A 12,580-nucleotide genomic window follows, 5' to 3' on the forward strand; every position below is an offset into this window, starting at 1 on the left:
GGCCGAGCGTCCGACCGACGCGACGCCGAAGAAAACCCGAGTTGCACTACTACAAGGTGTTCGAACTTTCAGAACGTCTAACTCCGCTCGTGCGGTAACAGTTGTCATGGAGATTCGACCAGCTAGGGCGAGTGACATCGAGGGTATCCAGCGCGTCGCACGACGGTCGTGGGGTGAGACGTACGCCGACCTGCTCGACGCCGACGTCATCGAGGAGACCGTCGGCGAGTGGTACGACGACGAGTCGCTCCGGGACGCGTGCGACAAACCCGGCGTGACGCTGCTCGTCGCCGTCGACGACGATGTCGTCGGCTTCTGTCACGGCGTCCTCAACGAGGACGAGGGAGACGTGCTCAGACTCTACGTCGACCCCGACCGCTGGCACGAGGGGATCGGTCGGCGACTGCTCGATCGGGTCCGAAGCGACCTGGAGGACTTCAACATGCGGCGGATGCGGGCGATGGCGCTCGCCGACAACGCCGTCGGCGACGAGTTCTACCGCGAATATGGCTTCGAGAAGACCGGCGAGGGCGAGGTGGAACTCGGCGGCAAGCGGTACGCAGAGAACGTCTACACGCAGGAGTTCGCGACCGGGTAGCGGATGGAAAGAGAGACGGCGACGGCGGTCAGCCGAGCGTCGGCGACGGCAGATCGCCGGGTAGCGCGTCGGCGTCGAGTCCTGTCACCCGCGCGAGATCCCAGAGCGTCGCGAGGTTGCTCGTCACCACCGCCGGCCCCGCGGCGGCGAGGTCGTCGACGGCGGCGAGCGTCGGATAGTTCGTACAGGAGACGAACAGCGCGTCGACGCCACCGGGCACTTCGTCGAGCACCGCACGCGCCTGCTCGCTGGCGTCCGCGGGCGTGAGTCGGCCGATGTCCGTGTTGCGTTCGATGCCGCGGCCGTCGAGCGCGACGACCTCGAACCCCGCCTCGTCCAGATACGAGCGTTCGCGCTCGTTCAACTCGTCGACGTAGGGCGTCGCCACGGCGACGCGCGTCGCGTCGAGGGCGTCGAGCAGTCGGCGCACCGACAGCGCCGTCGCCACCGCGGGCACGCCCGCGGCCTCGCTCAGTCGGTCCTCCAACTCGGCGTCGAAGCCGTGGCCGTGAACGAGACTCCCGGTCGTGCAGGCGTAGGCGACGGCGTCGACCTCGGCGTCGGCGAGTCGCTCGGCCGCGGCGACCGCGTCGTCGGCCATCGCGTCGAGCCCCTCGACCGTCACGTCGACCAGCGACATCCGCGCCGCGTGGACCGACACGTCCGGCGGCGACCAGTGGGCGAACTCCGGTTCGACCGTCGTGTTCGACGACGGGACGACGACGCCGAGTCGGAGGCGGTCGCCCTCGGCCGTCGGATCTGCGGTGGGAGTCGTCACTCGTCGCCCTCCCCGTCTTCTCCGTCCTCCCCGCCGCCGACTTTCCCGTCTAGTCGGTCTCGCTCGCGGCGGTCGGGGTCCCGTTCGGCCGGGTCGCCGTGACCGCCGCCGCCCGGCGTCAGCACCGTCACCGTCGTCCCGGCGTCGACGTCGACCGACGTCTTGGCCGCCACCGGGTCGCCGTCGACGAGGTTTCGCCCGACCGCGCCGTCTTCGCCGCCCGCGAGGCCAGCGGGCGGGATGCGCCGCCGTTCGGTCAACAGCGAGACGGTGGCGTCCTCCTGGACCGTCACCGACCGTTCGAGGCCGAGACCGCCGCGGAACCGCCCGTCGCCGCCGCTGTCGGGGCGGAAGCCGTACCGTTCGACGTGGAGCGGGTAGGCCGTCTCCAGCGCCTCGACGGGCGTGTTGAGCGTGTTGGTCATCCCGACCTGGACGCCGTCCATCCCGTCTTTCGTCGGCCGCGCGCCGAACCCGCCGCCGATCGTCTCGTAGTAGGTGAAAGAGCCCGTACGACTGCCGACGATGAGGTTGTTCATCGTTCCTTGGCCCCCTGCCGGGACGCGGTTCGGAACCGCCTCGGCGAACGCCGCGAGCACGACGTCGGTCACTCGCTGGCTGGTCTCGACGTTGCCGCCGACGACGGCCGCCGGGAGGTCGGGGTTCAGCAGCGACCCCTCGGGGACGCGGAGCGTCACCGGGTCGTAACAGCCCTGATTCGGCGGGATCTCGGGGTCCGTCACGCAGCGGACGACGAAGTAGACCGCGCTCTTTGCGACCGCCAGCGGCGCGTTGAGGTTGCCCGGCACCTGGTCTGCGGTCCCCTCGAAGTCGACGAGGATCTCGTCGCCGTCGACGGTGACGGCCGTCTCGACGGGGATCTCGACCGTTTCGGGGTCGACGCCCGACTCGTGTTCGAGCACGCCGTCGCCCTCCAGTACGTCGCGGGCGCGGTACGTCCCGTCGGGGAGGTCGCGGATCTCCGCCGCGATGCGCTCCCGCGAGTAGTCGATCACCGCGTCGAAGGCGTCGAGGACGAGTTCGCCGTGTTCCGCCAGCAGGTCGCCGAGGCGTTCCTCGGCACGGTCGTTGGCCGCGATCTGTGCGCGGAGGTCCGCCCGGCGTTCGTCGGGCGTCCGAACGTTCGCCAAGAGCAGCGACATCACGTCGTCGACGACCTCGCCGCCGGCGACGAGTCGGACGGGTGGCAGTCGCAGCCCCTCCTGGTAGATCTCGCGCGCGCCGGCGGGCATGCTGCCCGGCGTCATCCCGCCGACGTCGGCGTGGTGCGCCCGCGAGACGGCGTAGCCGACGACCTCACCCTCGGGCGCGAGCGGCGAGACGAGCGTCACGTCCGGTAGGTGCGTCCCGCCGTCGAACGGGTCGTTGAGGACGAACACGTCGCCCGGTTGCGGGTCTCTATCGCGGACGGCGTCGACCGCCTCGGGCATCGCACCGAGGTGGACGGGGATGTGTTCGGCCTGTGCGACCATCCGCCCCTCGGCGTCGAAGAGCGCGGTCGAGCAGTCCTGTCGCTCCTTGATGTTCGGCGAGTACGACCCGGTGATGAGCACCTGCCCCATCTCCTCGGCGACGCTCTCCAACTGGTTACGGAGGATCTCGAGGGTGACGGCGTCGACGTCGCGCTCGCTCATGCTGTCACCTCCGTGAGGACGAGCGACCCGTCCGGGCGAACGGTCGCCTCCCAGGCCGGCGGGACGACGACGGTGCTCTCGTCCTGTTCGAGCACCGCAGGTCCGGCGACCGTCTCGCCCGGCGGCAACCGCTCGCGGTCGTACACCGTCGTCCGGTAGGACCCGTCGGCGAACTGTGCCTCCCGTTCGTCGACGACGGCGTCGCCGGGCGCGTCGTAGCCGATGACGGGGTCGTCGCGCTCGACGACGGCCTCCGCGCGGACGTTGACGAGATCTACTGCTTCGTCCATCCGGTAGCCGTAGGTCGACTCGTGGGCCGCGTGGAACCGTTCGGCCGCCGTCTCGGGGTCGAACGGACGGTCGGCGGGGACGGTGAGTTCGAAGCTCTGGCCGGCATAGCGGAGGTCCGCGCGGCGGGTGACGACGGCCGCGTCGGGGTCGCTGCACTCCTCGCGGACCCCCGCTTCGAGCGCCGCGTAGGTGTCTTCGACGTCGCCGACGTCGACCGCCGAGAGCGGCCGTCGATGGGTGCGGACGGCGTCGTGTTTCTCGTCGGCCGCAAGTAAGCCAAAGGCCGAGAGCACGCCGCAGGCGCGCGGCGCGACGACGGTGCCGACGTCGAGTCGGTCGGCGAGTGCGGCGGCGTGCATCGGACCGGCGCCGCCGAAGGCGACGAGGCCGAAGTTCCGCGGGTCGTAGCCGCGTTCGAGCGTGACGGCGCGAATGGCGCGGGTCATCGTCGCGTTGGCGACGCGGTACATCCCGCGGGCGGCGTCGAGCGGGCCGTCCAGTCCGGCCTCCGCGGCGAGGTCGCCGAGGGCGTCACGGGCGGCGTCGACGTCGATGGAGAGTTCGCCGCCGAGGCTGGTGCTCTCGCCGATGTAGCCGAGGACGACGTTCGCGTCGGTGACCGTCGGGACGGTGCCGCCGCGGCCGTAACAGACGGGGCCGGGGTCGGCACCCGCCGACTCGGGGCCGATGCGGAGCGCGCCGCCGGCGTCGACCCACCCCTCGCTGCCGCCGCCCGCGCCGACGGTGGTGACGTCGACCATCGGCGTCCGGATGGGTCGACCGCTGATCGCTGCATCTGTCGTCTGTTCGACCTCGCCGTCGCGGACGAGGCTGACGTCGCTGGAGGTGCCGCCCATGTCGAAGGTGACGAGACCAGCGAGGTCACGGTCGGCGGCGACGTCGCCGACGCTCGCGCGGGCCCCGACGACGCCCGCGGCGGGGCCGGACATACAGGTCCTGACGGCGTGCTCTCGCACCGTCGTCGCGTCGGTGATGCCGCCGTTGGCCTGCATCACGCTGGGTTCCGGGACGCCCGCGTCGGCCGCGCGGTCGACGAGTCGACCGATGTACGCGTCGATGGCCGGGGTGACGTAGGCGTCGGCGACGGTGGTCGAGCTACGTTCGTACTCGCGGAACTCCGCGAGCACCTCGTGGGAGACGGAGACCGGCACGTCGAGTTCCGTCTCGAGCACGTCGGCGACGGCCGACTCGTTCGACGGATGCGCGTAGGCGTGGAGCAGACAGACGGCGACGGCCTCCGCGTCGCTCTCGCGAATCGACGCGACCACGTCGCCGAGGGCGTCGCCGTCGACGGAGTCGGCGACGCCGTCGGGCGTGGCGCGTTCCTCGACCGTGAACCGCCGTCGTCGGGGAACCAGCGGTTCCGGTTTCTCAGCGTCGAAGTCGTACAGGGAGGGGCGTTCCTGTCGACCGATCTCGAGCACGTCGCGAAAGCCGTCGGTCGTGACGAGCGCCGTCTTCGCGCCGTCCTCCTCCAGGAGGGCGTTGACCGAGACAGTCATCGCGTGGGCGAACTCGTCGACGGCGTCGGGGGCGACGCCCGCCTTCTCGCAGGCCTTCTCGATACCGTCCATGACGCCGACGCTCTGGTCGGCCGTGCTCGGCACCTTGGCGGTGACGAGGTCGGAATTTCGGAGAAGGACGACGTCGGTGAACGTGCCGCCGACGTCGACGCCGACGGTGGTCCCTGGTGTCTCACCGCCCATTCAGAACACCCCCGCGAGCGAGAGCAGGCTCCGGATGCCGAGCCAGACGACGACGAGCGTGACGAGTCCACCGAGGACGTTCTGTACGGTCGAGTTGACGTAGCTGTCGAGTTTCGTGCTGTCGTTCATGACGAGGATGAGGAAGAGGGCGATGATGGGCAGGAGGATGCCGTTTGCGACCTGTGCGAACAGGATGGCTTGGACGGGGCTGAAGCCGACCGCCGAGAAGACGACGCCGGTGCCGAGGATCGTCATCCAGACGGCGCGGAACTTCGTCGAGGAGAGATCGCGCTCCCAGCCGAGCGCGCCGGCCGTGGCGTAGGCACCCGCGAGCGGGGCCGTCGTCGCGCTGGTGAAGCCGGCGGCGAACAGGCCGATGCTGAAGAACACCTTCGCGTAGGTGCCCGCGACGGGTTCGAGCTGTTCGGCCATCGTCCCGACGTCCGAGATCTCCGTCCCGACCGGGAAGACGGCCGCGGCGGAGACGAGAATCGAGAGGGTGATGAACCCTCCGAGGACGATGGAGGCGACGGTGTCGGTCCGACACTCTCGGAGGTCCTCGGGGCCGCCCCACCGCTCCTGGACGCTGCTGGCGTGCAGAAAGAGGTTGTAGCCGACGACGGTGGTGCCGACGAGGCCGGTGATGAGGAACGCAGACCCCTCGGGGACGCTCGGGACGAACCCGGCGGCGACGGCTCCCAGATCGGGGCCGATGAGGATGGCGTCGATGAGGAAGGAGACCCCCATGACGGCCACGAGGCCGACGAGCGCCCGTTCGATGAGTTTGTACTGGCCGGTCCACAGCAACGCGCCCGCGATGAGCCCCATCAGCGGTCCCCACAGCGAGGCGCTGACACCGGTGACCGTCTCTAACCCCGCTGCACCGCCGAGGATGTTGCCCGTCTCGTAGGCAGCAGTACCAATTCCGATGGCGCTGACGACGAGCGCGACGCTCGCGTAGCGGAGCGTCGGGTTGTCGAACCGGTTGCGGAGCGCCTCGCCGAGCCCTTCGCGAGTGACGAGGCCGAGTCGGGCGCTCATCTCCTGGAGGACGATGGTCGCGACGACGGAGAAGGCGATCGTCCAGATGAGCGCGTAGCCGAACCGCGCGCCCGTGACGCTGGCCGTCGTCACCGTCCCCGGCCCGATGAACGCCGCGGCGACCATCGCACCCGGGCCGATCGCTCTGAGTCGGTCTACGATTCCCATGACTGCACCACCACGTGAGACATGTTCACACGAAGCGTAATCAGCCTCTAAAGGGTTGTTATGCGGAGTGTGCACACGATGTGCAGACGTGTGAAGTGGTGTGAACGCTACGCCGACTCCGAGGGGCGTCGCTCGGTGACGAGCACCTTCGAGACGCTCTCCTCGATCTCGAGGTCGAACGGGAGGTCGCGGACGCTCCGCTCGATGAACCGCGTCATGAACCACCGGAGCTCAGCCGAGGGGAAGACGATGTGGTAGGTGTCGCCCTCCGCCGCTCGCACTGAGAGGAACCCGCAGAACGAGAGCCACTTGAGCAGTTCGCCGGCGTCGTCGAAGCGGTCGACGTACTCGCGGGCGTGATAGTCGGAGACGGTGTCGGCGGTCTCGACGAACGCGGGGTCCGGGTTGCCGTCGTCGTCGGTGACGGAGTCGAGAAAGCAGTGGAGGAAGTCGATGTCGAGAAGCACGTGTTCGCCGCCCGAGAGCATCCGGTGGTAGGCCGCGAGGCTCGCCCCGGCGTCTGTGCTCGCGGCCTCGAAGTTCGCGGCGTAGAACGCGAGCGCCCGGCGGATGACTTCGCTCCGTCCCTCGCCGGTGCGGTCGGTGAGATTCGAGAGCGCCGCCGCAGTGTCGTCGTCCAGTGAGACAGTCACGCGTTCAGCAGGCATGTGTGAACGAGCGGCAGGGACGCGGGTATAGTTGACGCTCGGGACGTCGCCCGCAGGCGGGAGTCAGCTGGTCACCAGTCGAGCGACCCGCCGGACTGGTACTCCGTCACCGTTCGCTCGAAGAAGTTGCTCTCCTTGTTGAGGTCGACCTGCTCGGAGAGCCACGGGAACGGGTTGTCGGTGTCGTACACGGAGTCCAGCTGCAACTGGTGGAGGCGGCGGTCGGCGACGTACTCGACGTACTCGACGAACTGGTCGGCGCTCGTCCCCAGAATTCCCTCGGGACACGCCTCACGGGCGTACACGGCTTCGAGCTCGACCGCCTCGCGGATCAGCGACTCGACTTCGGCCTCGAACGCGTCGGTCCACACGCCGGGGTTCTCCTCGCGGATAGTGTTGATGAGGTCGACCCCGAAGTTGAGATGCAGCGACTCGTCGCGCATGATGTAGGCGAACTGCTCGCCGACGCCGACCATCTTCCCGCGGCGCTTCAGCGCGAGCATCATGGCGAAGCCGGCGTAGAAGAAGATCCCTTCCATGACGACGTAGAAGCCGACGAGGTCCCGGAGGAACGCCCGGACGTCCTCGTCGGTCTCGATGGTGAAGTCGTCGCGGTCGATGGCACGGGTGAGGTCGACGACGAACTCGTCTTTCTGTTGGATGGCGGGGACGCGGTCGTACATCCCGTAGAGATACTCCGGCTCGAACCCCAGCGAGTCACAGCAGTAGATGAACGTGTCCGTGTGGATCGCCTCCTCGTAGGCCTGTCGAAGGAGGTACTGTCGACATTCAGGGGCGGTGACGTAGTCGTAGACCGCGAGGACGATGTTGTTGGCCGTCAGCGACTCGGCCGTCGAGAAGAAGCCGAGGTTCCACTCGACCAACTGGCGCTCTTCGGGGGTGAGTTCGTCGTTCCGCCACTGGCTGACGTCGTCCTGCATCGGTACCTCCTCGGGGACCCAGTTGTTGGCGACGCCGTCGCGGTAGTACTCGCGGGCCCACGGGTAGTCGATGGGGAGAATCTTGTTCGGGTCGTGCTGGCTGTCGGTGTTGATGATGGGCATGGGTGCTACTGACAGGAGTCGCAGGTCGGATCTTCGACGCTCGGGAGGTCGCAGGCGTCGGTCGGTTCGCCCGACTCGGTGTCGTCGTCGCGGCCGTCTACGCCGGTCGATCGCGTCTGCGTGTCGTCGTACTCGCGCATGTCGAGCGTGGACTTCTCGATCTGACTCGCGCCGAGCGTCCGGAGGTAGTAGGTCGTCTTGAGGCCGAGTTCCCACGCCGTCTTGTAGACGTCGTCGAGCAGTGTCCCGTCCGTCGACGGGAAGAAGACGTTGTGTGACTGACTCTGGTCGATCCAGACGCCACGCTGGGCCGTGAGCCGAAGCTGGTGTCGCGGGTCGATCTCGAACGCCCCACGGTGGAGTTGCCGAACCTCCTCGGGAATCTTGTCGATCTCCTGTATCGACCCGTCGTGGTACTTGATCCGGTCGCGGGTCTCCGCGTTCCAGAGTTCCTCGTCCTTCAGGTCGGCGACGAGATGGTCGTTGACGACCGTGAAGTCGCCGGACATGTTGGACTTGACGTAGAGGTTCGAGTAGATCGGTTCGATCGAGGGCGTCGTCCCCGCGATAGTCGAGATGGTCGCCGTCGGGGCGACGGCCATCGTGTTGGAGTTGCGCATCCCGTGAGCGGCGACGTGCTCGCGGACGGTCTCCCAGTCGAGTCGTTCCTCGGAGTCGACCGGAATCTCCCGGCCGCGTTCGGCTTCGAGGAGGTCGAGCGTGTCCTGCGGGAAGAGCCCGCGGTCCCACTTCGACCCCTCGTAGCTCTCGTAGCTGTCGCGTTCGGCCGCGAGTCGCGAGGAGTTCAGAATAGCGTGGTAGGCGACGAGTTCCTGGAGTTCGTCGGCAACGGTGACGGCCTCCTCGCTCGCCATCGGCACACGCTGTTCCAGCAGGGCTTCGTGGAAGCCCATGACGCCGAGACCGACCGGGCGGTGACGCATGTTGGACCGCTCGGCGTTCTCCGTCGGGTAGAAGTTGAGGTCGACGACGTTGTCGAGCATCCGCATCGCCGTCTCGACGGTGTCTGCCAGTCGGTCGCGCTGGAACCCGTCGCCGTCGCCGTCGCCGTTGATGTCGTCGCCATCGCTGGCGACGTGCTTCGCGAGGTTGACCGACCCGAGGTTACAGACGGCCGTCTCTTCGTCGCTCGTGTTGAGCGTGATCTCCGTACAGAGGTTCGAGGAGTTGACCACGCCCGCGTGGTCCTGCGGCGAGCGGACGTTCGCGGGGTCCTTGAACGTGATCCACGGGTGGCCCGTCTCGAACAGGCGGGTGAGCGTCTTCCGCCAGAGCTCTGCGGCGTCGACGGTGCGGTACTGCCGCAGTTCGCCGCTCTCCGCCTTCCGTTCGTACTCACGGTACAGCTCCTCGAACTCCTCGCCGTGCGTCGAGTGCAGCTCTGGAACCTCGTCCGGGGAGAACAGCGTCCACTCCTCGTCGGCCTCGACGCGCTTCATGAACAGGTCGGGGATCCACGCCGCCGTGTTCATGTCGTGCGTGCGACGCCGCTCGTCGCCGGTGTTGCGCCGCAGGTCGACGAAGTCCGGGAAGTCCAGATGCCAGCACTCCAGGTAGGCGGCGGCGGCCCCCCGGCGCTTGCCCGAGCGGTTGATGGCAGCCGTCACGTCGTTCGAGATCTTGAGGAACGGCACCGTCCCCGTCGACTCGACGCCCGTGGACTCGATGAGTGACCCCGACGCCCGGAGGTTCGTCCAGTCGTTGCCGAGGCCGCCGGACCACTTCGAGAGTTTGGCGTGTTCGTGGTACGACCGGAAGATGTCGTCGAGGTCGTCGGCGACGGTCGTGAGATAACAGGAGGAGAGCTGCGGGTGGGTCGTCCCGGCGTGGAACAGTGTGGGCGTCGAGTGGACGAACCGCAGCGTCGACAGCACCTCGTAGAACTCCTTGGCGTAGGCTTCCCGCTCCCCGGGGTCCTCGCGGAGGGCGACGCCCATGGCGACGCGCATCCAGAACACCTGCGGCAGTTCGAGGCGCTCGCCGTCGTTCGTCTTCAGGAAGTACCGCTGGTAGAGCGTCTCCATCGCGAGATAGTCGAATTCGTCGTCGCGGTCGAGGACGAGCGCGTCGGCGAGCGCGTCGAGGTCGTAGTCGGCCATGCGCTCGTCGAGCAGGTCCGCGTCGATACCGCGGTCGACGAGCGCGTGGAGCGAGTCTCTGTACGCCCGCTTGCGACTCCCGCCGTCCGCGTCGTCGCCGAGTATCTCGTGTTCGTACCCCTCGCGGAAGACGCGGGTCGCGAGGGTGTCGTACGCCGGATCACGCTCGATTCGAGCGGCCGCGGCGTCGACGACGGCGTCGTACCGCTCGGTCCGCGTCGCCCCGTCGTAGAGGTTCCGCTCGACGTCGGTGACGAGTCTGTCGACTGCCTCGTCGGCGATGCTGTCCCCGAGACCGCGCCGTGCACGGTCGACGACTGCGTGTATCGAGTCGATCTGCGTTTCGGTGGTCTGACTCATAGTAGTCTGGGTCGGCCGACCGCTTCGGTACTGCCGTGACGAACAGCGTCGCCACTCTCCGTGAGCGGTTGGAACCGCCCGACGGCAGCACGAGCGAGTCGGCCGTGGTCCGTAGTGTTCCCTCCGCCGGACATAAAGATTGGCAATCGAGATTGTAGTATTGAAAGTTTAATTGTATTCCAGACGGAGCCGGTAGTCGTGGCGGTTTCGGCGGAGACGGTCGTACAACTATCGACCGAACCGACGAACGGTCGGGCCGATGGAGGACTCCGAGAACGACGGCGTGCTGCCCGATGGAGAAGAGCCGTTCGGACGAACACCAGTGAATCGCCGTCGACTTCGGCAAGAGGCTGACGAAAGGTGCGGAGGAGTACGTCACCGAGCGAGCGGAGGAACCGAACGAGGAGACGATCGAGTAGGTGACCTACCAGTACCGAAAGGACCAGACGAGCATCGTCTGGACGCCCCGTCCCTGGGAGGCCGCCCAGGAGACCGTCGCCCGCCTCACCGAGTAGGGCGTCGACTGGCACGGTCTCCGGATGGAGAAGGGTCACGCCGACGTCTACGTCGGCGACGAGGGGTCGCCGCCGAGCGACGAACTGCTCGATCGCGGCTTCGACAGCGACGGCGACGTCGACGAGGCGGGGAACGTCTAGCTGTCAGTCTCTGCACCGTGACGTGTCGAACGGCGGCCGAGCAGCGAGCCGGTGCTCTCTTCCTCGATTTCTGCCCGGCGGTCGTCGGTGTGATGAGACGTGCATACGATCGTCGAGAAGAGAACCGAAAGAAGCCGAGACCGCCAGTCTACGCGACACCGGCGGCCATCAGGAACAGCGCGACCGAGATGACCGCAAAGAGGACGCCGACGAAGTTCTTGATGGTGTCCGTCTCCAGCGCGTTCGAGACGTACGGGGCGACCTGTCCGCCGATCGTCGCCGCGGGGACCGTGAAGACGACCATGTTCCACGGCGTCGACGCGAGACTCAGCGAGTGGCCGCCGACCAGTCCGCCGCCGAAGACGTGGACGAGCGAGGCGAGGATCGCCGTGAGCGCGACGACGATGTGGTTCGTCCCGATAGCGACGCGGACCGGCACCTTCGTGCTGAGCATCGAGATGATGCCGAGTTCGCCGATACCGAAGCCGGCGAGCCCCTGGAACGTCCCGCCGACGCTGTAGTTGGCGAACCGCTTGAGGTAGCCGCCGCGGGTGTACCGGTAGTCGTCACCGTCGCGGTCGACGCGGGTGACCTCCCCGTCGTCGTCGGTGTCGACGCCGGCCGGTCCGAGTTTGCCGGGGTCGTCCGGTAGCTCCGGCGCGGAGCCGCCGTCGGCGGCGACCGTCTCGTCGTCGTCGCTCGGGCTGTCGTGTCCGAGGTCGGCCTTGAACAGGAGATACGAGGCGGCCAGCAGCGCGACACCGAGCAACGAGTGGAAGACGACCTCGGGGATGACGAACGACAGCAGTGCTCCGCCGACGACGAACGGGATCGAGCCGCCGACGAGCGCGAGCGCCAGCCGACGGTCGACGAGGCCGTACTGGATGAACGCCACCGACGAACTCGAGAGGCCGAACGTCTCGCTGATGAGCCCCACCTTCACGATGGTCTCCGGTGAGAGCGGGTCGGCGAAGATCGGGAAGATGAAGATGAGGAACGGCACGAACAGCGCCGACCCGCTGATCCCCACCGTGTTGACGATGGTCGCCCCGGTCAGGAACGCCGGGAAGAGCCACCAGTACTCGAGCCAGTAGTTCGTGCCCACGTCCGTCGGCGTCGGTGCCGCGAGGACCACGGCCGTGACGAACAGCACCGGTGCCAACAGGACGAAGACGTGTTGATACTTCAGAAACGACTTCTGGATGCGACTGTATCGTTGAGAACTCATCGTTCGTGGAAGGTTCAGTTGTCGTTGTCAGACGTCTACTGCGTGCACGGTCGTCCGTGTGGACACAGCGACGGGAACGGGCCGGACACCGGTGTGTCGGCGGAATTAGCGCGTGTCTGTACTGTCGCCACTCTGTCGTGTGTGAACAATCGGGTACGATTCGTGACCGAACAGAAGTGGTGGCAGTTGTGGCCGTCGCGCTCGTCCGTCGAGTCGCGGGTCACGG

General features: G+C 67.6%; 9 protein-coding genes. 1 reads left to right on the plus strand and 8 read right to left on the minus strand.

Annotated features, from left to right (window positions below):
- Positions 1 to 106: 106 nt before the first annotated feature.
- Positions 107 to 598, plus strand: coding sequence for a GNAT family N-acetyltransferase (locus tag EOHIBHHM_RS06610; protein ID WP_497255785.1), 492 nt, complete (start codon positions 107 to 109; stop codon positions 596 to 598).
- A gap of 28 nt (positions 599 to 626) precedes the next feature.
- Here the strand turns inward: EOHIBHHM_RS06610 and EOHIBHHM_RS06615 are convergent, their stop codons facing one another.
- The 8 genes from EOHIBHHM_RS06615 to EOHIBHHM_RS06650 form a co-directional block, all read right to left on the minus strand.
- The gene (locus EOHIBHHM_RS06615; RefSeq protein WP_497255787.1) at positions 627 to 1,376 is read right to left on the minus strand and encodes a maleate cis-trans isomerase family protein; all 750 of its coding nucleotides are present in this window, start codon (positions 1,374 to 1,376) and stop codon (positions 627 to 629) included.
- Complete coding sequence (locus EOHIBHHM_RS06620; protein ID WP_497255789.1) at positions 1,373 to 3,031, minus strand: hydantoinase B/oxoprolinase family protein; 1,659 nt, start codon at positions 3,029 to 3,031, stop codon at positions 1,373 to 1,375. Before EOHIBHHM_RS06620 ends, EOHIBHHM_RS06615 begins: the two co-directional genes overlap by 4 nt.
- A complete protein-coding gene (locus EOHIBHHM_RS06625) occupies positions 3,028 to 5,049 on the minus strand; it encodes a hydantoinase/oxoprolinase family protein (protein WP_497255791.1) in 2,022 nt (673 codons plus the stop codon). Before EOHIBHHM_RS06625 ends, EOHIBHHM_RS06620 begins: the two co-directional genes overlap by 4 nt.
- Positions 5,050 to 6,258 carry an Nramp family divalent metal transporter gene (locus EOHIBHHM_RS06630; protein ID WP_497255793.1) on the minus strand — a complete coding sequence of 403 codons (1,209 nt, stop codon included), beginning with the start codon at positions 6,256 to 6,258 and terminating at the stop codon, positions 5,050 to 5,052.
- Positions 6,259 to 6,365: 107 nt separating this feature from the next.
- Positions 6,366 to 6,926: a ribbon-helix-helix protein, CopG family gene (locus tag EOHIBHHM_RS06635; protein WP_497255795.1), complete on the minus strand. Its 561-nt coding sequence runs from the start codon at positions 6,924 to 6,926 to the stop codon at positions 6,366 to 6,368.
- Positions 6,927 to 6,997: 71 nt separating this feature from the next.
- Positions 6,998 to 7,990, minus strand: coding sequence for a ribonucleotide-diphosphate reductase subunit beta (locus EOHIBHHM_RS06640; RefSeq protein WP_497255797.1), 993 nt, complete (start codon positions 7,988 to 7,990; stop codon positions 6,998 to 7,000).
- Positions 7,991 to 7,995: 5 nt separating this feature from the next.
- Positions 7,996 to 10,470, minus strand: coding sequence for a ribonucleoside-diphosphate reductase subunit alpha (locus EOHIBHHM_RS06645; protein WP_497255799.1), 2,475 nt, complete (start codon positions 10,468 to 10,470; stop codon positions 7,996 to 7,998).
- An 804-nt stretch (positions 10,471 to 11,274) separates the two neighbouring features.
- Positions 11,275 to 12,354, minus strand: coding sequence for a sulfite exporter TauE/SafE family protein (locus tag EOHIBHHM_RS06650; protein ID WP_497255801.1), 1,080 nt, complete (start codon positions 12,352 to 12,354; stop codon positions 11,275 to 11,277).
- Between the last annotated feature and the right edge of the window lie 226 nt (positions 12,355 to 12,580).

The sequence above is a fragment of the Halogranum roseipondis genome (genome assembly GCF_059695585.1).

Excerpts from the sequence above, each read along its gene's own strand:
- EOHIBHHM_RS06645 (WP_497255799.1), bottom strand. The coding sequence starts at position 10,470 with ATGAGTCAGACCACCGAAACGCAGATCGACTCGATACACGCAGTCGTC.
- EOHIBHHM_RS06630 (WP_497255793.1), bottom strand. The coding sequence starts at position 6,258 with ATGGGAATCGTAGACCGACTCAGAGCGATCGGCCCGGGTGCGATGGTC.
- EOHIBHHM_RS06625 (WP_497255791.1), bottom strand. The coding sequence starts at position 5,049 with ATGGGCGGTGAGACACCAGGGACCACCGTCGGCGTCGACGTCGGCGGC.
- EOHIBHHM_RS06620 (WP_497255789.1), bottom strand. The coding sequence starts at position 3,031 with ATGAGCGAGCGCGACGTCGACGCCGTCACCCTCGAGATCCTCCGTAAC.
- EOHIBHHM_RS06640 (WP_497255797.1), bottom strand. The coding sequence starts at position 7,990 with ATGCCCATCATCAACACCGACAGCCAGCACGACCCGAACAAGATTCTC.
- EOHIBHHM_RS06635 (WP_497255795.1), bottom strand. The coding sequence starts at position 6,926 with ATGCCTGCTGAACGCGTGACTGTCTCACTGGACGACGACACTGCGGCG.
- EOHIBHHM_RS06650 (WP_497255801.1), bottom strand. The coding sequence starts at position 12,354 with ATGAGTTCTCAACGATACAGTCGCATCCAGAAGTCGTTTCTGAAGTAT.
- EOHIBHHM_RS06610 (WP_497255785.1), top strand. The coding sequence starts at position 107 with ATGGAGATTCGACCAGCTAGGGCGAGTGACATCGAGGGTATCCAGCGC.